The sequence below is a fragment of the Streptomyces sp. NPDC056628 genome (assembly GCF_042792555.1).
In the GTDB taxonomy this organism is placed as follows: Bacteria; Actinomycetota; Actinomycetes; order Streptomycetales; family Streptomycetaceae; genus Streptomyces.
The window spans coordinates 121,257-145,302 of record NZ_JBHTWG010000009.1 but is presented as its reverse complement, the minus strand read 5'-3'; the positions used below and the strand labels follow the sequence as shown (position 1 = coordinate 145,302).

Here is a 24,046-nt window from a genome sequence, read left to right as displayed (position 1 = left end):
CCTGCCACGGGCCGCCGGGACCCGGGGAGAAATCAGGGTGCGGCCCGGATGGTCAGGTCCGGTGGGCTTTCCTACGCTCGGCGTGAGTGGAGGGGGATCCCATGAAGGCAGTGGTCCAGGACCGGTACGGCCCGGCGGACACCCTGGAGTTCACGGACGTCGAGCGGCCGGTGCCGGGCGCCGGTGAGGTGCTGGTGCGGGTGCGGGCCGCGTCCGTCAACGCCTACGACTGGCACTTCATGCGCGGTGACCCGCTGATCGGGCGCGGCACGATGGGCTGGCGCCGGCCCAGGACCCGCATCCGGGGCCGGGACCTCGCCGGCGTGGTGGAGACGGTGGGCGCCGGGGTCACGGGCCTCGAGCCCGGCGACGAGGTGTACGGCGAGGCCGACGGCACCTTCGCGGAGTTCGTGTGCGCCCGGGCCGACGAGATCGGTCCGAAACCGGCCGGGCTCACCTTCGAGCAGGCGGCGGCCATGCCGCTGGCGGGGAACACCGCGCTGATGGCCCTGCGGGACACCGCCCGCGTCCAGGCGGGCCGGACCCTGCTGGTGAACGGCGCCTCGGGCGGCGTCGGCACCTTCGCCGTCCAGCTCGGCAAGGCGTACGGCGCCGAGGTGACCGCGGTGTGCAGCGCGCGCAACGCCGACCTGGTCCGCTCACTGGGCGCCGACCACGTCGTCGACCGCGCCCAGGAGGACTTCGCCCGGCGCGCCGAGCGCTGGGACGTGGTGCTGGACCTCGTGGGCAACCGCTCGCTCGGGGACCTCCGGCGCGCCCTCGCGCCCACCGGCACCCTCGTCCTGTCCGGCGGAGGAGTCTACGAGGGCGGCAGCGTCGTCGGGCCGATGGCGCTGTTCCTCCGACGGCAGATGGCGGCGCCCTTCGCACGCGGGCAGCGGCTGCTCGCCGTCGCCGCCCGGCAGAGCCGCGCCAACCTCGCGGCCCTGCGGGAACTGGCCGAGTCGGGGAGGATCGCCCCGGTCGTCGAGCGGACCTACGAACTGGGCGAAGCAGCCGAGGCGATCCGGTATCTGGAGGTCGAGCACGCGCGCGCCAAGGTCGTCATCACCGTCTGACGGACCGGAACGCGCCGCGCCCGCCTACGTCTCGGCGAGCTCCCGGGCCGTCTGCCCCTGGAAGCCGTACACGACGACCTGCTCGTCGCCGGCGACCCGGGCGTCGTGGCCCGGCCCTCTGCGATCCCGTCGTCCGGCCGGTCACTGGGGTCCACGGGCGGGACTCAGCGCCCCGGGCCGCACAACTCGGCGAACCGTCCGGCGTCCACGTTGCCGCCCGAGACGATCACGCCGACCCGGCGCGGGAGCGGTCCGGTCCGGCCGGTGAGGAGGGCGGCGAGCGGGGTGGCGCCGCTCGGCTCGACCACGATCTTCAGGCGCTCGAAGGCGAACCGCATCGCGTCGCGGATCTCGTCGTCGCCGACCAGCACGATGTCGTCGACGAGCCGCCGGTTCACCGAGAAGGTCAGCTCCCCCGGCGTGTGCACGGCCTGCCCGTCGGCGATGGTGCGGGGCACCGGGACGCTGACGCGCCGCCCCTCGGCGAGCGACCGCCGGGTGTCGTCCCCGGCCTCCGGCTCGACCCCGGTCATACGGATGCCCGGGTACTGGGCCTTGGCCGCCGTGGCGCTGCCGGCCATCAGCCCGCCGCCGCCGACCGGCACCACCAGCATGCCCAGCTCCCCCACCTCCTCGAGGAGTTCGAGAGCGGCGGTGCCCTGCCCGGCCATGATGTGCGGGTGCTCGTACGGCGGGATCACGGTCAGGCCCCGCTCGGCGGCCAGCGCCTCGGTGATCGCCACCCGGTCGCCGGTGTAGCGGTCGTAGGTGACGACCTCGGCGCCGTAGCCCTCGGTCGCGGCCCGCTTCGAGGGCGGGGCGTCCTCGGGCATGACGATCACCGCGGTGGTCCCGAGCTCGCGGGCGGCGAGCGCGACGGCCTGGGCGTGGTTCCCGGACGAGTAGGCGGCGATGCCCCGGGCGAGCTGCCCGGGACTGAGCCGGGACGCCGCGTTGTAGGCGCCGCGGAACTTGAAGGCCCCGGCCCGCTGGAGGTTCTCGCACTTCAGGAGAACCTCGGCGCCGACGCGTTCGTCGAGGACGCGTGAGCGCAGCACCGGGGTTCGGTGGGCGACGCCCGCGAGGCGCGCGGCCGCGTCACGGACGTCGTCCAGGGTGACCGTCGGGGTGGTGGTCGTCACGCGTGTCCTCCAGGGGGTGCGGTCGGTCGTGCCCGCCGCCCCCGACCCTACGGCCGTTCCTCCACCAGTTGAGGGCCGTTGTTCCGGACGCTGTTCACCGCCGTGGAGACGGGGCGGGCGGCGAGCCGGCCCTCCGCCGGCTGGACCAGCAGGGCACGCAGGTCGTCCGTGGACTCGTGCCGCGGGTCGAGCCAGGCGTCGTAGTGGTCGGGCGGGAGGGCCAGCGGCATACGGGGGTGGACGCGCCCGGCGGCGTCGGTGGCGTCGGTGGTGATGATGGTGCAGCTCAGCAGCCAGGCGGCCGGGTCGTCGTCGTCCTTGACGGCCGGGTCGCGCCAGAACTCGTACAGTCCCGCGAGGGCCAGGACGCTCCCGTCCTCCGGGTGGATGTAGTAGGGCTGTTTGCGGACCTTCCCCGACGCGTCGTCCCGGACCTGGTCCCACTCGTAGAAGCCGTCCGCGGGGATCAGACAGCGGCGTTTGACGAACGCGCGCCGGAAGGCGGGCTTCTCGTGGACGGTCTCCACGCGCGCGTTGATGAGCCGGGCGCCCGCCTTCACGTCCTTCGCCCAGGACGGCACCAGGCCCCAGCGCAGCGGCCGCAGCACGCGCGCCGCCGGGGCGTCCTCGCCGGCCCCGCGCGGCCGGCGTTCCAGGACCGCCCACACGTCGTCGGTCGGGGCCACGTTCCAGCTGGGTTCCAGGGCCTCCTCCGGGTGCCACTCGGCCACCTGGAACAGCTGTGCCAGGTCCTGGGGGCTGCGGGTGGAGGCGTAACGGCCGCACATGGGGCCACTGTGCCACGGGCCCGGCACCCGGTCCTGATTTCCGGTGCCATGCGGGAGCTGGACCTGTCCGCGGTCGTGGAGGGCCGGCGTCCGCCCTGACCCTCCTGACCGCGGGTCAGCCGCGCAGCGTGCGCGACGGGCTGGTGCCGTACACGTCCCGGTAGAGGGAGGCGAAACGTCCCGGGTGCGGGAAGCCCCAGCGGGCGGCGATGGCACCCACCGACGTCTCGTCACCCGGTCCGGCCGCCAGCAGCTCGCGGTGGGCGTGGCTGAGCCGGACCTGCCGCACATAGCCGAGCGGCGTGGTGTCCAGGTGCCGGCGGAACGCGTACTGCAGCGTCCGAATGATGACGTGGGCGGCGGCCGCGATGTCGGCGACGGAGATCGGCTCGTGCGCGTGGTCGTCCACGAAGGCGATGGCGCGCCGGAGGGTCGCCGAGTGGGCGTCGGTGCGGTCCTGGGCGGTGGGGTCGGTGCGCGCGTTGCTCGGGAAGGCCGCCAGGACGTTGGCGGCGAGCAGCTGGGTGCCGGCCGACACGACCAGGGGCTCGGCGGCGGCGTCCGGGTCCCCCAGCACGTGGTCGCGCAGATAGACGATCGTGCGCTTCAGCCGCTCGGCGGCGGCCGGGGTGTGCGGCCGGTGCCCGGTGAGCCGGACGGGCTCCAGCAGCGTCTTCCCGGAGCCGGCGGCGACCTGGTCGAGCAGGCCGGGGTCGAGCATGGTGATGTTGTAGCGGGCCTTGTCGATCCGGCCCGCGTACGGCAGGTCCGGCGGCGCGAACATCACCACGTCACCGGGGCCGAAGTAGTCCCGGACGCCCTGGAAGACGTGGTCGCGGACGGTGCCCTCGTGGACGACGCACAGGCAGATCCGGCCGAGCGGGGCCACCGAGTACGTCATCTCGAAGTCGAGGTCGAGCTCGTCCACGCTCACCGACGCGCCGGCGTCGCGGTGGATGCGCGCCCTGCTGGACTCGGGGGTGCTGCTGCCGATGCTCATCCGGGCGTAGGCGCGGCAGAGGAACTCCTCGGTCGCCTCGAGGTCATCACTGTCGAAGGTCAGCGAACCCATGGGAACCTCCTGCCCCGAATCGACGCGGTCACCGGTCCGAGTGGCGAGTTGCTCCGACTTCGAAGCATTCGCATTTCGTTTTCCGTACAGCCGTCACCGCGACGATTCGTTCAGCGCACCCTCTTCGGCGCCGATCGGGGGCAGCGTGTCAGTAAAGGCACGACTGACCTTCCGGAGAGCCATTTCGCCATGTCGGAGCAGGTGGAGAGCGATGAGACGATCGCGGCGCTGCGGGCAGAGGTAGCGCAGCTCCAGCACGCCGTCTTCTCGCACGCGATCGTGGACCAGGCGATCGGCGTGGTGGTCGCCTACGGCGGGGTGCGCCCCGACACGGCCTGGGACGTCCTCAAGGAGATCTCCCAGCACACCAACACCAAGCTGCGGGAGGTGGCCGAGCACGTGGTGCGCTGGCCGCACGAGGGGCAGCTTCCCAAGGACCTGCGCGGTGCTCTGACGACCGCGGTGGCACGGGTGAATGCGCGCCAAGGGGCCGAGCAGCCGACCAGCTCCTGACCGGTCAGCCGCCGGGGTCACGGGCGGCGCCAGGAGTCGTCCGGCAGATGCGAGCCGGCCTGCGGGCCCATGCGCAGCATGCCGCCGTCGACCGCCCACGAGGCACCCGTGACATAGGACGCGTCCGGGCCGGCGAGGAACGCGATCACGGCCGCGACCTCCCGGGCGTCGCCGGGCCGGCCGAGCGGGACGCCCGGCCTGCGCTCACCGGAGACGTCGGTGTCGGTCTGGCCGGTCATCGGGGTGGCGATCTCGCCGGGCGCGACCGCGTTCACCGTGATCCCGTGCTCGGCCAGCTCCAGCGCCATCACCTGGGTGAGCAGTCCCAGCCCCGCCTTGGCCGCGCAGTACGGAGCCGCGCCCACCCGCGGCTGGTGCTCGTGGACGCTCGTGACGTTGACGATCCGGCCGCCGCTCCCCTGCCGGATCATGCGACGGGCGGCCCGTTGACCGCACAGGAAGGGCCCCACCAGGTCGACGTCGAGGACGTCGCGGACCGTGTCGAGGTCCAGCTCCAGGAACGGGGTCATGGTGCCCGTCCCGGCGTTGTTGACCAGTACGTCGATCCGGCCGAGCGCGTCGGCCAGCCGGTCGACGGCGTCGGCGGCGCCGGGCAGCCGGGTGAGGTCCAGCTGCTCGACCGCGGCCCGGCGCCCGAGGGCCCGGACCTCGTCGGCCGTGCGCAGCGCCCCTTCTCGGTCGGTGTGCCAGGTGATGCCGATGTCCATGCCGGACTGCGCGAGGCGTACGGCGGTGGCCCGCCCGATCCCGGAGTCGGAACCGGTGATCACCGCCACCGGGGCGGCGGCGTCGTCCGAGCTGTCGTCGTGCTGCGATCCCATCGGAACTCCACGTGTCGCGTCCTGCGCCGGGCCGGTGCGCGGCCGGCGTCCGAAGGGGACTTCGCGTACCCCGCCCCGCCCGGGCCATACCGGGCGCCCGAGTGGTCACCGGGCCGCGTTTTCGGTGGGGACCGGCGGGCACCCGGCCCGCATGCATCTGAGTAGCGCCCCGATCGCGGACAGCTCACTGGCCCTGCTGGCCAAGGGATACACCTGGCTCCCGGACCGCCGGCGCCGCACCGCGCGCTCCCTCGTACGCGCGCGGGTGATGGGCCGGCACACGGTCGCCCTGCGGGGGCCGGAGGCGGTGCGGTTCTTCTACGACGAACGGCACGTGGCCCGCCGTCCGGCGCTGCCCGGCCCGGTGCTGAGCACCCTGTTCGGCCACGGCGCCGTGCACACCCTGGACGGCGCGGAGCACCGGGCCCGCAAGGGCATGTTCCTGGACCTGCTCACCGGACGCGACGCCGTCGCCGGTGTGGTGGAGAGCGTCGGCGCGGCCTGGGACGAGGCGGTGCCCACCTGGTGCGCCCGGCCGTCCGTGGTCCTGTTCGACGAGGCGAGCCGGGTGCTCACCCGAGGCGTCTGCCGGTGGGCCGGCATCCCGGTGGACGACGTGGACGGCGTGGCCCGTGACCTGGTCGCCATGGTCGACGGGTTCGCCATGCCCGGCCCTCGGCACTGGCGGGCCCGGCGGGCGCGGTCCCGCAGCGAGGCCTGGCTGTGCCGCCTCGTGGAGGACGTGCGCGCGGGCACCGCGACCGCGCCGGAGGGGTCGGCACTGGACGTGGTCGTCCGGCACCGGGACGCCGACGGCCGCCCGCTCGACCCGCACACGGCCGCGGTCGAGCTGCTCAACGTCATCCGGCCGACCGCCGCGGTCACCTGGTTCGTCACGTACGCCGGACACGCGCTGCACCACCGGCCGGAGATCCGGGAGCGGCTGGCGCAGGACGATCCGGCGTACGCCGTGGCGTTCGCCCACGAGCTGCGGCGCTTCTACCCGTTCGCCCCGTTCGTGGGCGGCCGGGCCACCACCGACCTGGAGTGGGAGGGCGAGCCGATCCCGGCCGGGACCCTGATCCTGCTCGACCTGTTCGGCCAGAACCACGACCCGGACCTGTGGAGCGACCCGTACACCTTCGCCCCGGAGCGGTTCGTGGGCCGGGCGCCCGGACGCGACGAGCTGGTGCCGCAGGGCGGCAGCGACCGGACCGCGGGCCACCGGTGCCCCGGGGAGGACATCACGGTGGCGCTGCTGTCGGTCCTCGGACCGCGGCTGGCCCGGCTGGAGTACCGGGTGCCCGCACAGGACCTGCGGATCCCGCTCAACCGGCTGCCGTCCCGGGTCCGCAGCGGCCTGGTCCTGGAAGCCGTCCGCGCGCCGGTGCCGGCGCCCAGCGCGGTGCCGGCGTGAGGCGCCGGGAGGACACCTCCTGAAGCCTGCTGGGCATCCACCTCGACGACCACGTGGCGCGGTGCTCGTCCGACGGCCCGCGCACACCTTGTACGGCCCCGTACGGGGACGCACAGCCGCCTCATCAGGGAGCAGCGCGGCCCAGGTCCCGGCGAGCCCTCGCCGTGACCGCTTCCGGGGCCGCCGCGCGTTCCGTGGGGGAACCGCGGCGCCGCCGGATCGGCCCGGCGCTCACACCGGTGCCGGTGCCGTCCCCGCCGTCACCCTGACCCGCTGCCCGTGCCGGCAGGGCACCAGGCGGTCGGAGAGGCCCAGGGACGCTACCTCGTCCAGGAACGCGCTCAGCGGGGAGCGCAGCACCGTGTAGTCGTCGTAGTGCACCGGCAGGACGCGGCGGGGATCGAGGCGGCGGGCCAGTTCGGCGCCCTGGGCACCGTCCATGGTCACCACGAAGCCGCCCGGCAGCGTGGTGCCGCCCAGGTGCAGGACGGCGAGGTCGGCGGCCGGGAAATGCCGGGTGATCTCGTCCAGGCCCTCGTACACGAGGGTGTCGCCGGAGAGGTACAGCCGCAGGCGGACGGGGCCGCCTGCGGACCCGAACTCCAGCATGCTGCCCATCACCGGGGGCAGCAGCGCCCGCAGAGCGGGGTTGCCCGCGTGCCGGCCCGGCAGCGCCGTGATCCTGACCCGCTCGCGGCCGTTGCCCAGGGTGAGCCCGCGCCAGGTCCGCACCCCCGCCGTGCGGGGGAAGCGGTGCAGGACCCGCAGGCGGCGGGCGGCGTGCGGTGTGGTGACCACCGGCACGGTGTGGTCCAGGTAGCGGCTCGCGCGCCGGTCCCAGTGGTCGCCGTGCAGATGGGAGAGCACGATTCCGTCCAGCCGGGGCAGTTCGCCGACGTCGAGCGCGGGCTCGGTCAGCCGCCGGCTCCACAGCCCGTACCCGAGGTGGGCGTACTGGCCGCGGTGCAGGAAGTTCGGATCGGTGAGCAGGGTGAGCCCGCCGAAGCGGATCACCAGGGTCGCGTTGCCGACGAAGTGCAGGTCGACCGCGTCGTCGGTGGTGTCGTCGCTGACCGGCGTCATGACCGTCCCGTCCGGCGGGGCCCGGAGGCCGCCCCGCCTCGGCAGGCGTTCCCGAGTCCTCCGGACCCCCCGCAGTACCCCCGGCCGGCACTGATCACTACCCGCTGCGGCGGGTGGCCCCGGTCAGCCGCCCGGCGGTCGGGGCAGGGCGGTGTGCCGGCGTCCGTGCCACCCGCCGTGCGCGGCCCCGTCACCGGAGGCGGAGACGTACAGCGCGCCGTGCGTCACCGGGGCATCCTTCTCCTCGACCCGCTCCGGCGTGCGCGGCCTCACGGGTACCCCCGTCGCCCGGCGCGTGACCGGATCCGGTGCCGGGCGCGCGGCGGCCGGTTTCCCGTGCGGGAACCGCGGCACTCGGTACGTGGTGGGCGTGCGCCCGACGGCGGCGGGCCCGCCACCGTGGAGACAGCGACTCCGGCGACGGGGCGGAACAGAGAGCGACCGATGACGACGATCGGTGTGGAAGAGGAGTACCTGCTGCTCGACCCGGTCACGGGTCTGCCCGTGCCCGCGTCCGACAAGGTCCGCGCGGCGGCGGGCCTCGCGCCCTCCGTGGGCGACGAGGAGGTGCAGAGCGAGCTGTTGCAGGCGCAGGTCGAGGTGGCCACCCCGGTGTGCGAGACGCTGGAGGAGGCGGGTGGGCATCTGCTGCGGCTGCGGCTCGCCGTCGGAGCGGCGGCCGAACGGCACGGCTGCCGGCTCGCGCCGTGCGGGACGTCGCCGCTGCGGCACGGCCGGCCGGTGGCCGTCACCGACAAGGCCCGCTACCGGGCCATGCGCTCACAGGCCCCGCAGCTGGTGGCGGAGCAGCTGGTCAACGGCATGCACGTCCATGTGGCCGTCCCCGGCCGCGAGGAGGGCGTGCAGGTGATGAACCGGCTGCTGGTGTGGCTGCCCACACTGACGGCCATGGCGGCGAACTCCCCGCTGTGGGACGGCCGCGACACGGGATTCGCCAGCTGGCGCACGGTGGTCTTCAGCCGCTGGCCGGTCAGCGGGATGCCGCCGTACTTCGCGGACGTGGCCGACTACGACCGGCGGGTGCAGCGGCTGCTGAAGAGCGGTCTGATCGCGGACATCGGCCAGCTGTACTGGGTGGTGCGCCTGTCGGCCCGCTATCCGACGATCGAGGTGCGCTGCCTGGACGTGCAGCTGCGCCCGGACGACGCCGTGATGTTCGCCGGTCTGGTCCGGGCCGTCGTCCGTACCGAGCTGGAGTCGGTCGAGGCCGGGGCGCCCGCGCCCGACGTCGCGCCCGAGCTGCTGCGGGCCGCGCTGTGGCACGCCTCACGGCACGGTCTGAGCGGCACGCTCGTCGATCCCCACGGCGAGTCCCGGCGGGCCGGTGACGTGCTGTACCAGCTCCTGCGGCATGTCTCGCCGGCCCTGGAGGAGGCCGGGGACACCCGGCTGGTGTCGGGCCTGGTCCACCGGCTCCTGCAGGACGGGACCGGTGCCGACCGGCAGCGCGCCGCGCTGGCCGAGGGGGGTCTGCGAGCGGTGACGCAGCTGATCGTCGGATGAGCGGGGCAGCGCGGCGGCGCCGACTGCGCTTCGACGGCTGGATCGCCGGTCTGGGCACCACCTCGGGCGTGCGGGTCGTGGTCGGGCACTGGCCGGCTTCGCCGTTCGGGCCGTTCTCCGACGTCATGCTCGAACGGGCCGACGGGGAGCGGCTGCTGCTGGCACCCACACCGGAGACGGCCGACTTCATCGGGTCGACCTACACATTCGACACCGTGCGGATCGTCCCGGTCGACGTGACGGTCGCGGGCCGGGTGTGGACGGTCACCGCGGGGCCGTTGCGGCTCCGCTTCGCCACCGGCCGCCGGACCGTGCTGGGACTGCTCCTGCGCGCGGTCCCGGCGCCACTGGCCCGCCGTCCCGTCTGGAGCGCCCTGACGGACCGTCCGGCCCGGCTGCTCATGCCTGGTGTGCGGACCCGGGGCAGCGCCGGGGGCGGACGCCGCGAGTGGTACGGCGCACGGGACCTGCGCCCGGTGACGTCGCTGTCGGCGACCTTCGAGGCCCGCGACCTGGGCGCGTCGGCGCCCGTGGAGCCGCCGGTGCGCTTCGGGTTCGGTTCGGTGCCGCGCCGGCCCGCCGTCACCCGCGTCACGACCACGGTGGAGCTGGGCGCCGGGTGAGGCGTCGCGGTCCGCATCTCCTCGCCGCCGCCAGGGCGGACCGGGCAGCGCGGCGAGCAGGAGGACGGACTGCCGCACCGGGTGCCCCCGGCTCGGAGGAGAGCCTGTCGCCGAAGGGCCGTCAGGGCACACGCAGCACGGCGGGCGCGCCGCGCGAGATACGGCACCTCCCACGGTGACCGTCCCCGCGACACGCCGGTGGCCCCCCGGACGAATGGTTGATTGGGCCGTTCGACGCAGAAACGGCCGTCGCCGGGCCGTGCGAACGGGCGGACGGGACTAGGTTCCGCAAAGCTGGTGACCTGCCCCAGCGCGAGCCCCGAGGCCCTCCGCCCGTCAACGCCTGTGCCGATTGCGAGATCTGATGGCGATCCAGACCGAACCCGTGTCCCCCGTGCCCGCGGTGGAACGCCGCAGCAGAGGGGAGGTGATCATCACCTGGCTCACCACGACGGACCACAAGAAGATCGGTCACCTCTACCTGATCACGTCGTTCGCGTTCTTCCTCTTCGGTGGGTTGCTGGCCATGCTGATCCGGGCGGAGCTGGCCCGGCCCGGACTGCAGATCATGTCCAGCGAGCAGTACAACCAGTCGTTCACCATGCACGGCACGATCATGCTGCTGCTGTTCGCGACGCCGACGTTCGCCGGATTCGCCAACGCCATCATGCCGTTGCAGATCGGCTCCCCGGACGTGGCGTTCCCGCGGCTGAACATGTTCTCGTACTGGCTGTTCGCGCTCGGCGGGCTGATCGCGTTGGCGGGCTTCCTCACGCCCGACGGCGCGGCCGACTTCGGCTGGACGGCCTACACCCCGCTCAGCGGAGGCGAGCGCACCACGCACGTGGGCGGCGACCTGTGGATCATGGGCCTGGCCCTGTCCGGCTTCGGCACGATCCTCGGCGCGGTCAACTTCATCACCACCATCATCTGCATGCGCGCGCCGGGCATGACCATGTTCCGGATGCCGATCTTCACCTGGAACGTGCTGCTCACCTCGGTCCTGGTGCTGCTCGCCTTCCCCGTCCTCGCCGCCGCGCTGCTGGTGCTGGAGGCGGACCGGAAGTTCGGTGCGCACGTCTTCGACCCGGAGAACGGCGGCGCCATCCTGTGGCAGCACCTCTTCTGGTTCTTCGGGCATCCCGAGGTCTACATCATCGCGTTGCCGTTCTTCGGCGTGGTCACGGAGATCTTCCCGGTGTTCTCCCGCAAGCCGGTCTTCGGCTACATGGGTCTGGTGGGCGCGACCATCGCCATCACCGGTCTGTCCTTGACCGTGTGGGCCCACCACATGTTCGCCACGGGTGCCGTCCTGCTGCCGTTCTTCTCGTTCATGAGCTTCCTCATCGCCGTGCCCACCGGGGTGAAGTTCTTCAACTGGATCGGCACCCTGTGGAACGGCTCGCTCTCCTTCGAACCACCCATGCTGTGGGCGGTGGGCTTCCTGGTGACCTTCCTCTTCGGCGGGCTGACCGGCGTCCTGCTCGCCTCGCCTCCGCTGGACTTCCACGTCACCGACTCCTACTTCGTGGTCGCCCACTTCCACTACGTCGTCTTCGGCACGGTCGTCTTCGCGATGTTCGCCGGGTTCAGCTTCTGGTGGCCCAAGATGACCGGCACGATGCTCGACGCACGACTGGAGAAGATCCACTTCTGGACGCTGTTCGTCGGCTTCCACACGACGTTCCTGGTGCAGCACTGGCTCGGCGCGGAGGGCATGCCCCGCCGCTACGCCGACTACCTCGCCGCCGACGGCTTCACCGCCCTGAACACCGTGTCGACCATCGGCGCGTTCCTCCTCGGTCTGTCCACCCTGCCGTTCCTGTACAACGTGTGGAAGACGGCCCACACGGGCAAGCGGATCGAGGTCGACGACCCCTGGGGGTACGGGCGTTCGCTGGAGTGGGCCACGTCCTGCCCGCCGCCCCGGCACAACTTCACGACGCTGCCTCGCATCCGCTCCGAGTCCCCCGCCTTCGACCTGCACCACCCGGCCGTGGCCGCGCTCGACGAGAAGGAGTACGCCGGCAAGCGCGATGTGCTCGACGCCGAGGGCCACGAGGGTTCGCAGCAGTGAGCAACGGCCGCAACGACGCGCCCGCAGGCGAGGTGGACGGTACCGTCGCCGACGAGGCCGCGGGCTACCTGCTCGTGCACGACCACCATGTCCGTGCGTGCCGGGAGGCCGCGGAGCTGTGCGAGCGGCTGCCCTGGCTGACGACCGCACAGGCCGAGGACCTCTCCCGCCACTACGTCCAGCAGCGCGTCGACCTCACACGGCGGATGCTGCGCGCCACGGTCGAACGGGCGGGGCAGCTGCGCGAGGAGTACGAGACCCGGTACGCCGAGCTGCGCCGGGCCCTGCTCCGGCGGCACGCGCTCGCCGCGTGCGCCCTCGTGGCCGGCACGGGCGGGGCGGGTGCGCTGGTGTCGCTGCTGGGCCGGTGACGACGCCGAGGGACGGCGGCTCACCGACCGTGGGCGCCGCTCCTCGGCACCGGTCCGGCGCCGTGTGACCGCGTCCACGGGTCCGCCACCGGCGTCGTCGCCGACGCGCCGGGGTGGGCGCCGGCTGGTACGCGGCACGCGTCCGGGCGCCGCGGGCACCTCACGCCGCCCGGACGGGGCGCTCCACCCGCGAAACGCGCCGCATTGTACACAGAATATCGGGTAGTCCGACTACGGACTGATTCGCCGCCGAAGGGGCTGGACCGTGATGCTGTCTCACACCGTCGAACGAGGCGTACTGGTCATCACGGTGCTCGAGGACCCCGGCATCGGCGGGCGGGCCGCCCTGCTCACCCAGATCAGCGACCTCGTGCAGGGGGTCAGGCCGTCCTCCGTGGTCATCGTCCTCGACGAACCCGCGGCGACCGAGGCGGCCGTCAGCGTGGTGCTGCGCGTGCACCGGCTGTGCAGCCACCTCGACGTGGTGACCTTCGTCGCCACCCACAGCGCCCCGGCCCGGCGTCTGCTCGACGCCAACGCCGACACCCACGGCATCCGTATGATCATCCACGCCCGCGCGCACACCGCCATCGAGACCGCCACCGCGCTCACCACGGCCGCCTGACCGGCCCGGCGGCGGCCGGGGCGGGTCACAGGCCCAGGTGGCTCTGCAGCCAGTCGGCCGCGGCCCGGCGGAACAGCCGGCGGTTCTCCGCCCGCAGGAAGTCGTGCCCCTCGTCGCGCAGCATCAGCAGCTCGGCCTCGACGCCCCGTTCGCGCGCGGCCCGGACGAACTGCTGGGACTCCCCCGGCGGCACGTTGGTGTCGTGTTCCCCGTGGACGGCGAGGACCGGGGCGCGCAGCGCGTCGATACGGCTCATCGGTGACAGGCTGCGCAACAGGGCGCGGTCGCGCTCGGGATGCCCGTACTTGTGCGCGGCCGACTCCGCGATCCACGGCTCGGTCCCGGCGAAGAAGGTCAGGAAGTCCGACATGCCGCAGACGGCGACCGCCGTGCGGAACAGGTCCGGGTGCCACACCACGGAGGCGAACGTCAGATAGCCGCCGTACGAACGCCCCATGACCGCCAGCCGGGTCGGGTCGGCGGGGCCCGCGACGACCGCGTGGGCCGCGCAGTCCGCCACGTCGTCGAGCGCGGCGAAGCGGCCGGCGCCGAGGTCGGCGTCGACGAACGACCTGCCGTGCCCCAGGGAGCCGCGCACGTCGGGTGCGAAGACGTCCATGCCGCGCCCGAGGAGTTCGTGGTAGAGCGGGTTGAAGACCGGCCGCTCCTGTTCCTCGGGGCCGCCGTGCAGATGGATCACGCAGGGCGCGGGCACGTCCGGGCCGCGCCCCGGCGCCCGGTAGTACCAGCCGCTCAGGGGCAGCCCGTCCCGGGCGGTGAGCCGCACGGGTACGGGGCGTACGGGAGGGCGGCCGGGCGGGACGGCGTCCTCGTCGCGCGACGACCAGGGGGTGCGCAGCAAGGCCACGCCCTCGTGGGCCCACCAGATGCCGGGGCGGCGCTGCGACCCGGACAGGGCCAGCAGCAGCCGACCCGGGCCCGCCGTGGCGACCCGGGTGACCACCTCGTGGGGCAGCGGGACCGGGCGGAGCGGGCCCAGGGTCCCGGGCTCCTGACCGGGCGGTGAGGTCTCGACGACCTCCAGCTCGCTGGCGCCCCGCACGTTCCACGCCAGGATCGCCGTGGTGCCGTCGTGCGCCAGGGTCAGCAGTTCCAGGTCGCTGCCGTCGCGCTCGGCCAGGACGGACGCGCCCCGGGGCCCGCCGTCCTCGTCCAGTTCGACGGCGACGAGGGCCGCGAACTCGCGGTCGGCGTTGCTGCGCAGCCACAGGGTGCGCCCGTCGGGGGAGAACCGGCCGATCCACGGGTCGCCGTCGGCGACCGGCATCACGAAGGTGGCCTCCGCGTCGGCGGTGCGCCTCACCACCGCCTCCCGGTGCCCGCGCGGGCCCCGGCGCAGCAGCACGAGACGGCCGTCGCGGCTCAGGTCGCAGACCCGTAGGGACGCCGCGTGCGTCTCGGTCGAGATCAGCACGGGGGAGGCCAGGCCGTCGGGGTCGATGAGGTAGACGGACAGGCCGCCCTCGGTGCGGACGGCCTGGCCGGCCGGTGCGGTGACGGTCGCGGGGCCGCCGCCCGGCCGCGGTCCCGTCACGGCGTCGTAGGCGAGGGGGCCGAGGAGGGTGGCGTGCCCGTCCCGTTCCGTCCACTCGGCCGCCGTCCCGGGCGCGCCGCCCTCGTGGTCGAGGGCGGCGGAGGCGGGCGCCATGCCGGCCGCCACGGTGACGGAGACCGCCGATCCGTCATGCGCCCAGCGGCCCAGGTAGGCGGAGCCCGCCGGGTCGGCGCCCGCGAGAAGTCGCCGTCCGGAGCCGTCGGGGCGTACGCACAGGACCCGGGTGTGCTCGCCGCCGCCCGGCGCGGTGGTGTACGCGATCCAGCGGCCGTCCGGTGACCAGGACACCTCCTTGACGGGGTCCGGCGAGGCGTCCAGGAGCCGTACGTCCTCGCCGTCGACGGGACCCGCCCAGAGCTGGGGGACGCCGCCTCGGTCGCAGATGAAGGCGACCTCGGTGCCGGTGGGGTCGGCCGAGGGGTACCAGCAGCCGTGGGCGCGCAGCCGCGTCACGGGGTCGCGCGGGCCGCCCGCCCCGGGCAGCTGCACGGGCGCCGGGGCGGCGGTCCGGTCGGCACCGCCCCACTCCCCCGCCCGGCTCTCCGCCTGCCGTGCGGAGGACGGGCCGGAGGCCGGGCGGAACGCGAGGAGCCGCGGCGCCGGACCGCCTCCGGGGCCGGTCACCTGATTCCATGCGTCTGCAGCCATATCTCCAGCAATGCGATCTGCCACAGGGCGTTGTTGCCCCGCCGGGTCCGGTGCTCGTCGGGTGCCGCGAGCAGTTCACCGACGTAGGACGGACGGAACAGCCCGCGCCGCTTGGCCTCGGGTGCCTCCAGGGCCTCGCGCACCCGCTCCAGGACGGGGCCCGCCATGTGCCGGATGGCCGGCACCGGGAAGTAGCCCTTGGGCCGGTCGACGACGTCCACCGGCAGGAGCTTGCGGCCCGCCGCCTTGAGCACACCCTTGCCGCCGTCGGCCAGTTTCAGCTCCGGTGGGCAGGCCGCGGCCAGCTCGACCAGTTCGTGGTCGAGGAACGGCACACGGGCCTCCAGACCCCAGGCCATCGTCATGTTGTCGACCCGTTTGACGGGGTCGTCCACCAGCATGACATGCGTGTCCAGGCGCAGTGCCGCGTCCAGGGCGGTCTCGGCGCCGGGGGCGGCCATGTGCGCGTCGACGAACCGGCCGGAGACGTCGTGGTCGGCGAGCAGGTCGGGCCGCAGGATACGGGCGATGTCGTCGTGGGAACGGTCGAAGTACACCTCGGCGTACCGGCGCGGCTCGTCCTCGCGGGTGGTGTCCGCGAGCCGCGGGTACCAGTGGTAGCCGGCGAAGACCTCGTCGGCGCCCTGCCCGCTCTGGACGACCTTGACCTCCTTCGACACCTGCTCGGCGAGGAGGTGGAAGGCGACGACGTCGTGGCTGATCATCGGCTCGCTCATCGCGGCGACGGCGCCCTCCAGGGCGGCCGAGACCCGGTGGGAGGGAACCATCAGCCGCCGGTGGTCGGTGCCGAACTCACCGGCCACCAGGTCCGAGTAGGCGAACTCGTCGCCGTCCTCGCCGCCCTCCGACTCGAAGCCGACGCTGAACGTCTTCAGGCCGCGCTGCCCCTCGTCGGCCAGCAGCGCGACGATCAGGCTGGAGTCGAGGCCGCCGGACAGCAGGACGCCGACCGGCACGTCGGCGACCATGCGGCGCCGGACGGCCGTGCGCAGCGCCTCCAGCACCACGTCGCGCCACTCGTCCGCGCTCATGCCGACGTACGCGTCACGGCGGGTGTACGACGGCTGCCAGTAGCAGTGGTCCCGATGCGTGCCGTCCGGCTCGACGACCCGCACGGTGGCCGGCGGGAGCTTGCGGACGCCGTTGAGGATGGTGTGCGGCGCCGCGACCGTGGCGTGCCAGCTCAGGTACTGGTGCAGGGCGGCCGGGTCCAGGGACGTGTCCACGTCGCCGGCGGCGAGGAGCGCGGGCAGGGTGGAGGCGAACCTCAGCCGGCCCGGGGTGCGGGCCAGGTACAGGGGCTTGATGCCGAGCCGGTCGCGGGCGAGGACGAGCCTGCCGGTGCGGTGCTCGAAGATCGCGAAGGCGAACATGCCCTTGAAGTGGTCGACGCAGCCGGTGCCCCACTGCCGGTACGCCTTGAGGACGACCTCGGTGTCGGACGTCGACTCGAAGCGGTGCCCGAGGGCGCGCAACTCCTCCCGCAGCTCCGGGTAGTTGTAGACGCAGCCGTTGAAGACGCCGGTGAGCTCACCGCGGGCGTCGGTCATCGGCTGGGCCCCGCGGTCCGTCAGGTCGATGATCTTCAGCCGCCGGTGCCCGAGGGCGACGGGGCCCCGGTGCCAGCTGCCCTGCCCGTCGGGGCCGCGCCCCACGAGCTGTTCATTCATGCGCTCGACAGCCGTCACGTCGGCCGGCTGCCCGTCGAAGCGGATCTCCCCGCTCAGCCCGCACATGCGGTGACTCCTCCCTTCCGGGCACCCGCCCCGGCTCGGGTAGGCGAAGGAGCCGACGCGCGGCCGGCGGCAGCGGCCTCGGCGGTGACGGAACGCATGGGGGGATCCTCTCTGTTCGGGGACAGGACAGGCGCCGTACGGGACCGGGGCACGCCGAAGCGCGGGCCGGTCCCCGGCATGTCAGCGGCCGACCACATCCGGGGCATCCGGACCGGCCGGCGGAGGCGTCGGCGCCATGACGGTCCGGGGCGGCGCGGTGCGCGCGGGGCCGCGGCCGCGGCGCTCGCCGCGGGTCTCGGCGATCAGCATGTCGACGCAGCCCAGCAGGTCCTCCTGGCGGGCCGTGCGACGCATCCGGCGGGCCGCGGAGCCCTCGGCGAGGGTCTCCTCCGCCAGCTCCCGGACGGTCGTCCAGTCGCCGTGCGCCTCCAGCGCGGGGCGCAGCCGCAGCAGCAGCTTGTGGACGACCTGGCGCGCGGAGGCCTCCCGGTGCGTCTCGGGGTCCACGAGCGTGCCCTCCAGGCCCGAGCGGGCGGCCCGCCAGGACGCGCCCCGCAGCCACTCGTGCCGGCCCGCGCAGCCGGGGGTGCCGCGCCTGCGGAGCCGGGCGCGGGCCTCGGTGACCAGGGCGCGGAAGAGGCCGGCGATCAGGACCACGGTCTCCGCGCGCGGGCAGGCGTCGCAGATGCGCAGCTCCAGGGTGCGCAGGTGGTCGGAGGGCCGGACGTCGTAGTAGACCATCCCGGTGTCGCTGATGATCCCGGCCCGCACGAAGTCGTTCACCGCGGCGTCGTACTCGGCGGCGGTCGCGAAGCAGCCGGCCGGGCCGGCGGTGGGCCAGCGCTGCCACACCAGGGTGCGCCAGCTCGCGTACCCGGTGTCGGTCCCCTGCCAGAACGGCGAGCTCGCGGACAGGGCCAGCAGCGCGGGCAGCCAGGGCGACACCTCGCACATGACCTGGACGGCGGTGTCGCGGTCGGGGACGTCGACGTGGACCTGGGCGCCGCAGATCAGTTGCTCGTCGGCGACTCTGCGGTACTCCTCGGCCATGTGCCGGTAGCGGTCCTCGGCGGTGGGGTTCGCGGACGCGGCGGGGGCGAGCGGGGCGGTGCCCGAGGCCACGACGGCGAGCCCCAGCGAGGAGGCGGCGGCGTCCAGCTGCCGGCGCATGCCGGTCAGGTCGGCGTGCAGATCGTGCAGGGACGTGTGCACGGCGCTGTTGGCCTCGACGGTGCACGGTTGCAGTTCGGTCGTGAAGGTCTGTCCGGGGAGGCGCCGCAGCACCGCGTCCGCACGCGGTACGAGCAGCCCGCTCTCCACCTCCAGGACGTGGAACTCTTCCTCCACACCGATGCGCATGGTCACGGGTCTCTCCTCGGGATCCGAGCTCCGGCCCGGCGGGTGAGGGGGCTCCCCCTCCGGGCGGTCCCGGGTGGTTGTGGTCTGCTCTGGGTTCCCAGCCCTGAGGGGCACAATCCCGGCACCGCACGGGGGTACCGCCTGCGCCGCAGGTGAGGGCGTCCAAGGGCCCGCCGGCACCCCCGCGCCACAGGCGGAGTCCCGGTCGGCGGACCGGCCCCCGGAGGGGCCCGGCAGCCGCGAGCGACCATGGCTCCACCTTGCCCGGCGGCCGCCCGGCCCGCGCGCCGGGCCGCCGGCGTGCGTCGGTGGTGCCCGGCGGGGAACCAGGGGCGCACGAGGGGACGTGCGAGGAACTACGCCGTGGCCGCCTCCGGGCAGTGGACCGACGAGGAAAAAGGAAGGCGCCGGCTGCCCGCCGGGGAGGTCCACGCCTGGGCGCCCGGCCTGAACCAGACCGTCTGCGGCCTGTCGCTCAGCCGCTCCCGCCTGTCGCGCTTCGCGCACGTGCCGCGGCCGGACATCTTCCCGGAGTCGGGCGGTGCGGCGGCCCGCGTCCAGCAGGTGTGCCCACGCTGCGCCGCGTCGGCCGGCCGCCGCGGACCGGACGCCCGGCCCCGGTGGCAGCAGGTGAACCCGCGTCCGTGACGGGCGCCACCGGGCGCCAGGAGTGATGCGGCGGGGTGTAGCCCCGCGCTCAGGCACGATCGCCACCGGGCATTCGGCATGACGCGTTAGCGCGGGCCGGATCCGGCTCAGTCGCAAGCCGACGTGGCCGCGGCCGCGCGCCCCCGGATGAGCAGGTCCGCACGCCGCCGAGCGCCCACCAGGACGGCGCCGGCCGACCGGCGTGCGGGACGCACAGCTCCCTCGTCGAACACGTCGGCCACCGGCCGGGAGTCACGCCAGCTGCGGCACGATCGCCACCGGGCATTCGGCGTGGTGCAGCAGGGTGTGACCGACCCGGCCCAGTTGCAGGCCGAAGTGGCCGTGCCTGCGGCGGGCGCCCAGGACCACCAGGTCGGCCGCCGCCGAGCGGTCCATCAGGACGCCGCGGGCCGGGCCCTCGACGGTGGTCCGGTGCACCCGCACGTCCGGGTGTGCGGCCAGCGGAGCCCGCAGCGCCTCGTCGAGCAGGGTCGCGGCCCGCCGTTCGTGATCGTCGTCCCCGGCGGTCCCGGCGCCGACCGGCGCGGGGTGCCGCCAGGCGCGTACGGCGTCCAGGGCGCAGCCGCGTACTTCCGCCTCGCGGACGGCGAAGTCCACCGCCCGGCCGCTGGTCGCGGTGTCGCCCACGCCGAGCAGCACGCGTTCGTACAGGCCGACGACGCCCGGCTCGCCGCCCCGGACCACGATCACCGGGCAGCGGGCGCGGGCCGCGACACCGAGGCTGACGGAGCCGAGCAACAGGCCCTTCAGCTCGCCTCGGCCGCGGTCGCCCACCACCAGGGCGTGGGCGTTGGCACCTTCGTGCAGGAGGCCGTCGACGCCCTCGGCGGGCAGGATGTCCGTCGTGACCTTGAGTCCGGGGGCCCGCCGGGCGGCCCGCTCGGCCGCGGAGGCCACGAGGTGCTCGGCCAGGGCGCGCTCGGAGAAGCGTCCCCCGCCCCGTGTCGGCATGGTTCCCGCGTAGCGCTCCCACAGGGAGGCGTGCACCAGCCGCAGTGTCAGTCCGTGGCGGACGGCCTCGTCCACGGCCCAGTCGACGGCGACCAGGCTGGGATCCGATCCGTCGACGCCCACGATCAGGGGAAGCGTCATCGCCCTCACCGCCTTCCGTCCGGCTGCCCGGCAGGACAGCCATGGGCTTTCCGATCCCACCGTCCCTCCGGCGGGGCGGCGGCACGAGAGGCGGACGGGCAGTCGGCACCGGTGACCGGCCCCCACGGGGTGGGCCGGGCGGCCCATACGGGGCGCACGGACGACGACGGCGGCGGCTACGCGGCCGGCAGGGGCACCCACCACACCAGCCGGGTGCCGCCGCCCTCGGGGCTGCCGAGTTCCAGGTCGCCGCCGGACTGCCGGGCCCGTTCCGCCATGTTGCGCAGGCCGCTGCGGCGGCCGCCGGACGGGATGCCGACGCCGTTGTCCGTGACGCTGAGGCGGACCCGGCCGGACTCGGCGACGAGGGCGACGTCGGCCCGTTCGGCGCGCGCGTGCCGGGCGACGTTGGTCAGGGCCTCGGAGAGGACGGCCACCACGTGGTCGGCGGTCTCCCGGGGCACGTCGGTGTCCACCAGGCCCTCCATCCGGACGCCGGGCGCGAAGCCCAGCACCGGCGCGGCCTCGCCCACGACCCGCACGACCCGCGCCCGCAGCCCCGACCCGGCGCCGCCCTCGCGTGTGCGCAGCCCGAAGATCGTGGACCTGATGATCTTGATGGTCTCGTCGAGGTCGTCCACGGCCCGGACGACGCGTTCCGCGGCCTCGGGGTGCTCGATGAAGCGGCCGGCGCTCTGCAGGGTCATCCCCGTCGCGAACAGCCGCTGGATCGCCAGGTCGTGCAGGTCACGGGCGATCCGGTCGCGGTCCTTGAGGACGGCGACCTCCTCGGCGTCCTGCCGCCGCTGCGCCAGCTCCATCGCTACGGCGGCCTGGGCGGCGAACGCCTGCAGGGTCTCGGTCTCCGACGGCGAGAACACCGTCTGCCCGGCCTCCCGCGCGAGCAGCAGGACGCCCCGGACCTCGCCCTCGGCGGTGCCGATCGGCACGGCGACGGCCGGGCCGAGTCCGGCGAAGCGGGGCGGCTCCGGAGAGACCCGCGGGTCGGCGCCGACGTCCGCGGTGGTGACCGGTACGGCCCCGGTGAAGGCCAGCCCCATCAGCGTCGTGCCGACCGGCAGCACGAGCCCCTGGTGGGCCTCGGCGTCCACTCCCACGGCGATCTCCACGGAGAGCGTGCCGGTGTCCTCCATGGGCATGCCGACCGCGGCCAGCGCCGAGCCGGTGATCTCGCCAGCCCGCTCGGCGATGAGCCGCAGCACCTCGGCGCGTCCGCCGCCGGACAGCAGGCTGTGGGTGATCTCGGCGGTGGCCCGCAGCCAGCGCTCCCGCTGCCGGGACTCCTCGTACAGCCGGGCGTTGTCGATGGCGACACCGGCCGCGACGGCCAGCGTCGACAGCACCGACTCGTCCTCGCCGTCGAACTGCGCCCCGCCCCGCTTCTCGGTGAGGTACAGATTGCCGAACACCTGGTCGCGGACCCGGATGGGGACGCCGAGAAAGGTGTTCATCGGCGGGTGGTTGGGCGGGAAGCCGTACGACGCCGGATGCTCGGAGATCTTGGTCAGGCGCAGCGGTTCGGGGTGGCGGATCAGCTCGCCGAGGATGCCGTGGCCCTCGGGATAGTGCCCGATCCGGGCGATCTGCTCCTGGCTGACGCCCACGGTGTGGAAGGCGGACAGCCGCTTGCCGTCCGGGCCGATCACGCCGAGGGCGGCGTACTCGGCGTCCACGAGGACCGCGGCGGCCTCGACGATGCTGTGCAGGGCGTGTTCCAGATTCAGTTCCCGGCCGACGGAGAGCACCGCCTCCAGCAGGCTGTGCACCCGGTCGCGGGTGCCGCGGGCGGCGTCCAGCCGCGCCTGAAGCTCCTCCAGCAACTCGTCCAGCCTCAGCTGCGGCAGCCCGATGCGGGGCTGCCGCGGCGTCTCGGCGCTTCCCACCTGCGTCTCCTCCGGTTCCGTCGGCGGTCGGACTCGGCCGCTCCGGACGGAAACCACGCTACCGGCCGGCGGCACGCGCCTGCAGAGAATCAGCCGCGCGGGACCACCCGGTGCGCCTGTGCGCCGCCCCCGGGCCGTACGGGCCCCGTCCAGGGCCCATCGGCCCTGGCGCCGGGCGGCGACAGGAGGGATGGTTGAGGAAGGAGCGGCACCGATCCCCCGCGGTGTCGCTCCGTGCGTGCAGGCGCCGCACGGCGCACGACCCCCTCCGACGGAAGCCCGCGATGGTTCACGACGACACCCGGCCGGCCCTGGTGGGGCCGCGCCGCCGCATCGAGCTCGACAGCGCCGAGGCGCTGCGGCTGCTGGGCAGCGTGTCCCTGGGCCGGATCGTCTTCACCCGGCACGCGCTGCCCACCGTCCGCCCGGTCAACCACGTCCTGGACGGCGGGGACATCGTCATCCGCACCCATGAGAGCGCCGCCCTGACGTCCCGCACGGAGCGGGCCCAGGACCCCGGGGTGGTCGTCGCCTACGAGGCGGACGCCATCGACCCGCGCACTCATCTCGGCTGGAGCGTGGTGGTGACCGGATACGCCCGCCTGGTGACCGATCCCGAGGACCTGGCGCGCTGCCGGGCGCTGGTGCGGCCGTGGGTGGACCAGGCGATGGACCAGGCGGTCCGGATCCGCCCCGACCTGGTCACCGGCGTCCTGCTGACCATCGCGGACGACTGCCCCGCCGGGGCCTGAGGCCCTCGTGGTCGTGGGCGATCCGGTCGCCCTCAGGCCGCCTCCACCGGCAGGATCTCGTCGTGGTGCTCGCCGCCGAGGACCACCTTCAGCGCCCCGGTGTCGGCCGCGCCGGCGAAGACGTCGTACGCCTCCTGCATCTGGTCGAGGACGAAGGTGTGGGTGACCAGTTCGGCGGCGGGCAGCCGGCCGGCGGCGGTCATCCTCAGCAGGGTCGGCGTGGAGTAGGTGTCGACGAGGCCGGTGGTGAGGGTGATGTTCTTGGTCCAGAGGTCTTCCAGGTGCAGGGTCGCGGGGGCGCCGTGCACGCCGATGTTGGCGACGTGCCCGCCGGGGCGGACCATGCGGGTGCACAGCTCGAAGGTCTCGGGTGTGCCGACGGCCTCGACGACGACGTCCGCGCCGAGTCCGTCGGTCAGGTCGGCGACCAGCTGTTCGGGCATCTCGCGGGCGTCGGCGACCGCGTCGGCGCCGAGCCGCCGGGCGGCCTCCAGCCGGGTGGGGGCCAGGTCGACGGCCACGACCCGTTCGGGCGAGAACAGCTGGGCCGTGGCGACGGCCGCGAGCCCGACGGGCCCGGCGCCGACCACGGCGACCGTGTCGCCGGGCCGCACCCGCCCGTTGAGCACGCCCACCTCGTACGACGTGGGGAAGATGTCGGCCAGCGGCACGGCCGCCTCGTCGGACAGGGTGCCGGGCAGCGGGTGCACGGACAGGTCGGCGAACGGGACGCGGACGTACTCGGCCTGGGTGCCGTCGATCAGATGGCCGAGGATCCAGCCCCCGCCGCCCCGGCACTGCCCGTACGCCGACCGGCGGCAGGAGGAGCAGCGCCCGCACGCGGTGATGCAGGAGATCAGCACGCGGTCCCCGGGGCGCACGGTCCGTACGTCGCCGCCGACCTCGACGATCTCGCCGACCGCCTCGTGCCCGAGGACGGTGCCGGGGCGGACCTCCGGTACGTCGCCCTTGAGGATGTGCAGGTCCGTGCCGCAGATGGCGACGGCGCCGACGCGCACGACCGCGTCGGTGGGTTCCTTCAGGGCCGGGTCCGGGACCTCCTCCCAGGCGGCCTGGCCGGTGCCGTGGAACACGTAACCCTTCATGGCACTCCTCACCCCACTCGTCCGGTG

At 74.3% G+C, this 24,046-nt stretch carries 22 protein-coding genes; 10 read left to right on the top strand and 12 right to left on the bottom strand.

What is annotated here, in order from left to right:
* The first annotated feature begins 101 nt into the window (after window positions 1-101).
* Window positions 102-1,079, top strand: a complete 978-nt coding sequence (locus tag ACFRAC_RS15020) for an NAD(P)-dependent alcohol dehydrogenase (protein WP_382924320.1) — start codon at window positions 102-104, stop codon at window positions 1,077-1,079.
* A 164-nt stretch (window positions 1,080-1,243) separates the two neighbouring features.
* Here the strand turns inward: ACFRAC_RS15020 and ACFRAC_RS15015 are convergent, their stop codons facing one another.
* From ACFRAC_RS15015 to ACFRAC_RS15005, 3 genes are all read right to left on the bottom strand, one after another.
* Window positions 1,244-2,221 (bottom strand): pyridoxal-phosphate dependent enzyme, encoded by a 978-nt coding sequence (locus ACFRAC_RS15015; protein ID WP_382924319.1) that lies wholly within the window; start codon window positions 2,219-2,221, stop codon window positions 1,244-1,246.
* A 47-nt stretch (window positions 2,222-2,268) separates the two neighbouring features.
* Window positions 2,269-3,009: an SOS response-associated peptidase gene (locus tag ACFRAC_RS15010; protein WP_382924318.1), complete on the bottom strand. Its 741-nt coding sequence runs from the start codon at window positions 3,007-3,009 to the stop codon at window positions 2,269-2,271.
* Window positions 3,010-3,124: 115 nt separating this feature from the next.
* Window positions 3,125-4,081, bottom strand: a complete 957-nt coding sequence (locus tag ACFRAC_RS15005) for a helix-turn-helix transcriptional regulator (protein ID WP_382924317.1) — start codon at window positions 4,079-4,081, stop codon at window positions 3,125-3,127.
* A 189-nt stretch (window positions 4,082-4,270) separates the two neighbouring features.
* Between ACFRAC_RS15005 and ACFRAC_RS15000 the strand changes: the two genes are divergently transcribed.
* Entirely contained in the window at window positions 4,271-4,594 is a 324-nt protein-coding gene (locus tag ACFRAC_RS15000; protein WP_382924316.1) for an ANTAR domain-containing protein, read from the top strand.
* Window positions 4,595-4,611: 17 nt separating this feature from the next.
* Here ACFRAC_RS15000 and ACFRAC_RS14995 read toward each other — a convergent pair whose 3' ends face one another.
* Window positions 4,612-5,436, bottom strand: a complete 825-nt coding sequence (locus tag ACFRAC_RS14995; protein ID WP_382924315.1) for an SDR family oxidoreductase — start codon at window positions 5,434-5,436, stop codon at window positions 4,612-4,614.
* Between the two features lie 151 nt (window positions 5,437-5,587).
* Here ACFRAC_RS14995 and ACFRAC_RS14990 point away from each other — a divergent pair, with 151 nt between their 5' ends.
* Entirely contained in the window at window positions 5,588-6,853 is a 1,266-nt protein-coding gene (locus tag ACFRAC_RS14990) for a cytochrome P450 (protein WP_382924314.1), read from the top strand.
* Between the two features lie 231 nt (window positions 6,854-7,084).
* On the opposite strand, the gene ACFRAC_RS14985 is transcribed toward ACFRAC_RS14990, so the two are convergent.
* Together ACFRAC_RS14985 and ACFRAC_RS14980 are read right to left on the bottom strand one after the other, a co-directional pair.
* Window positions 7,085-7,936, bottom strand: a complete 852-nt coding sequence (locus tag ACFRAC_RS14985) for an MBL fold metallo-hydrolase (RefSeq protein WP_382924313.1) — start codon at window positions 7,934-7,936, stop codon at window positions 7,085-7,087.
* A 123-nt stretch (window positions 7,937-8,059) separates the two neighbouring features.
* Window positions 8,060-8,209 (bottom strand): hypothetical protein, encoded by a 150-nt coding sequence (locus ACFRAC_RS14980; protein WP_382924312.1) that lies wholly within the window; start codon window positions 8,207-8,209, stop codon window positions 8,060-8,062.
* A gap of 171 nt (window positions 8,210-8,380) precedes the next feature.
* Between ACFRAC_RS14980 and ACFRAC_RS14975 the strand changes: the two genes are divergently transcribed.
* The 5 genes from ACFRAC_RS14975 to ACFRAC_RS14955 all read left to right on the top strand — a co-directional run bounded on the left by ACFRAC_RS14975 (window position 8,381) and on the right by ACFRAC_RS14955 (window position 13,156).
* Window positions 8,381-9,460, top strand: coding sequence for a glutamate--cysteine ligase (locus tag ACFRAC_RS14975; RefSeq protein WP_382924311.1), 1,080 nt, complete (start codon window positions 8,381-8,383; stop codon window positions 9,458-9,460).
* On the top strand, window positions 9,457-10,083 hold the full coding sequence (locus ACFRAC_RS14970; protein ID WP_382924310.1) for a hypothetical protein: 627 nt from the start codon (window positions 9,457-9,459) through the stop codon (window positions 10,081-10,083). Before ACFRAC_RS14975 ends, ACFRAC_RS14970 begins: the two co-directional genes overlap by 4 nt.
* A gap of 364 nt (window positions 10,084-10,447) precedes the next feature.
* Window positions 10,448-12,160: a cytochrome c oxidase subunit I gene (gene ctaD, locus ACFRAC_RS14965; RefSeq protein ID WP_382924309.1), complete on the top strand. Its 1,713-nt coding sequence runs from the start codon at window positions 10,448-10,450 to the stop codon at window positions 12,158-12,160.
* A complete protein-coding gene (locus ACFRAC_RS14960) occupies window positions 12,157-12,531 on the top strand; it encodes a hypothetical protein (RefSeq protein ID WP_382924308.1) in 375 nt (124 codons plus the stop codon). Before ctaD ends, ACFRAC_RS14960 begins: the two co-directional genes overlap by 4 nt.
* Window positions 12,532-12,799: 268 nt before the next feature.
* Complete coding sequence (locus ACFRAC_RS14955; protein WP_382924372.1) at window positions 12,800-13,156, top strand: hypothetical protein; 357 nt, start codon at window positions 12,800-12,802, stop codon at window positions 13,154-13,156.
* A gap of 25 nt (window positions 13,157-13,181) precedes the next feature.
* Here the strand turns inward: ACFRAC_RS14955 and ACFRAC_RS14950 are convergent, their stop codons facing one another.
* The 3 genes from ACFRAC_RS14950 to ACFRAC_RS14940 all read right to left on the bottom strand — a co-directional run bounded on the left by ACFRAC_RS14950 (window position 13,182) and on the right by ACFRAC_RS14940 (window position 18,496).
* On the bottom strand, window positions 13,182-15,380 hold the full coding sequence (locus ACFRAC_RS14950; RefSeq protein ID WP_382924307.1) for a prolyl oligopeptidase family serine peptidase: 2,199 nt from the start codon (window positions 15,378-15,380) through the stop codon (window positions 13,182-13,184).
* Complete coding sequence (locus tag ACFRAC_RS14945) at window positions 15,353-17,137, bottom strand: N-acetylglutaminylglutamine amidotransferase (RefSeq protein WP_382924306.1); 1,785 nt, start codon at window positions 17,135-17,137, stop codon at window positions 15,353-15,355. Before ACFRAC_RS14945 ends, ACFRAC_RS14950 begins: the two co-directional genes overlap by 28 nt.
* Before the next feature lie 180 nt (window positions 17,138-17,317).
* A complete protein-coding gene (locus ACFRAC_RS14940) occupies window positions 17,318-18,496 on the bottom strand; it encodes a glutamate--cysteine ligase (RefSeq protein WP_382924371.1) in 1,179 nt (392 codons plus the stop codon).
* Between the two features lie 363 nt (window positions 18,497-18,859).
* Here ACFRAC_RS14940 and ACFRAC_RS14935 point away from each other — a divergent pair, with 363 nt between their 5' ends.
* Window positions 18,860-19,144, top strand: coding sequence for a hypothetical protein (locus tag ACFRAC_RS14935; RefSeq protein WP_382924305.1), 285 nt, complete (start codon window positions 18,860-18,862; stop codon window positions 19,142-19,144).
* Window positions 19,145-19,396: 252 nt separating this feature from the next.
* Here the strand turns inward: ACFRAC_RS14935 and ACFRAC_RS14930 are convergent, their stop codons facing one another.
* Both ACFRAC_RS14930 and ACFRAC_RS14925 read right to left on the bottom strand, forming a co-directional pair.
* Window positions 19,397-20,257, bottom strand: coding sequence for a universal stress protein (locus ACFRAC_RS14930; RefSeq protein ID WP_382924304.1), 861 nt, complete (start codon window positions 20,255-20,257; stop codon window positions 19,397-19,399).
* Window positions 20,258-20,433: 176 nt separating this feature from the next.
* Window positions 20,434-22,161, bottom strand: a complete 1,728-nt coding sequence (locus ACFRAC_RS14925) for a GAF domain-containing protein (protein WP_382924303.1) — start codon at window positions 22,159-22,161, stop codon at window positions 20,434-20,436.
* A 284-nt stretch (window positions 22,162-22,445) separates the two neighbouring features.
* Between ACFRAC_RS14925 and ACFRAC_RS14920 the strand changes: the two genes are divergently transcribed.
* A complete protein-coding gene (locus ACFRAC_RS14920; protein WP_382924302.1) occupies window positions 22,446-22,913 on the top strand; it encodes a pyridoxamine 5'-phosphate oxidase family protein in 468 nt (155 codons plus the stop codon).
* Between the two features lie 32 nt (window positions 22,914-22,945).
* Here ACFRAC_RS14920 and ACFRAC_RS14915 read toward each other — a convergent pair whose 3' ends face one another.
* Window positions 22,946-24,019: a zinc-dependent alcohol dehydrogenase family protein gene (locus ACFRAC_RS14915; protein ID WP_382924301.1), complete on the bottom strand. Its 1,074-nt coding sequence runs from the start codon at window positions 24,017-24,019 to the stop codon at window positions 22,946-22,948.
* Between the last annotated feature and the right edge of the window lie 27 nt (window positions 24,020-24,046).

Bases quoted from the DNA above. Each gene is read 5' to 3' on its own strand.
- ACFRAC_RS15020 (WP_382924320.1), top strand. From the start codon at position 102: ATGAAGGCAGTGGTCCAGGACCGGTACGGCCCGGCGGACACCCTGGAG.
- ACFRAC_RS15010 (WP_382924318.1), bottom strand. From the start codon at position 3,009: ATGTGCGGCCGTTACGCCTCCACCCGCAGCCCCCAGGACCTGGCACAG.
- ACFRAC_RS15005 (WP_382924317.1), bottom strand. From the start codon at position 4,081: ATGGGTTCGCTGACCTTCGACAGTGATGACCTCGAGGCGACCGAGGAG.
- ACFRAC_RS15000 (WP_382924316.1), top strand. From the start codon at position 4,271: ATGTCGGAGCAGGTGGAGAGCGATGAGACGATCGCGGCGCTGCGGGCA.
- ACFRAC_RS14995 (WP_382924315.1), bottom strand. From the start codon at position 5,436: ATGGGATCGCAGCACGACGACAGCTCGGACGACGCCGCCGCCCCGGTG.
- ACFRAC_RS14990 (WP_382924314.1), top strand. From the start codon at position 5,588: ATGCATCTGAGTAGCGCCCCGATCGCGGACAGCTCACTGGCCCTGCTG.
- ACFRAC_RS14985 (WP_382924313.1), bottom strand. From the start codon at position 7,936: ATGACGCCGGTCAGCGACGACACCACCGACGACGCGGTCGACCTGCAC.
- ACFRAC_RS14975 (WP_382924311.1), top strand. From the start codon at position 8,381: ATGACGACGATCGGTGTGGAAGAGGAGTACCTGCTGCTCGACCCGGTC.
- ACFRAC_RS14970 (WP_382924310.1), top strand. From the start codon at position 9,457: ATGAGCGGGGCAGCGCGGCGGCGCCGACTGCGCTTCGACGGCTGGATC.
- ctaD (WP_382924309.1), top strand. From the start codon at position 10,448: ATGGCGATCCAGACCGAACCCGTGTCCCCCGTGCCCGCGGTGGAACGC.
- ACFRAC_RS14955 (WP_382924372.1), top strand. From the start codon at position 12,800: ATGCTGTCTCACACCGTCGAACGAGGCGTACTGGTCATCACGGTGCTC.
- ACFRAC_RS14950 (WP_382924307.1), bottom strand. From the start codon at position 15,380: ATGGCTGCAGACGCATGGAATCAGGTGACCGGCCCCGGAGGCGGTCCG.
- ACFRAC_RS14945 (WP_382924306.1), bottom strand. From the start codon at position 17,137: ATGTGCGGGCTGAGCGGGGAGATCCGCTTCGACGGGCAGCCGGCCGAC.
- ACFRAC_RS14940 (WP_382924371.1), bottom strand. From the start codon at position 18,496: ATGCGCATCGGTGTGGAGGAAGAGTTCCACGTCCTGGAGGTGGAGAGC.
- ACFRAC_RS14930 (WP_382924304.1), bottom strand. From the start codon at position 20,257: ATGACGCTTCCCCTGATCGTGGGCGTCGACGGATCGGATCCCAGCCTG.
- ACFRAC_RS14920 (WP_382924302.1), top strand. From the start codon at position 22,446: ATGGTTCACGACGACACCCGGCCGGCCCTGGTGGGGCCGCGCCGCCGC.
- ACFRAC_RS14915 (WP_382924301.1), bottom strand. From the start codon at position 24,019: ATGAAGGGTTACGTGTTCCACGGCACCGGCCAGGCCGCCTGGGAGGAG.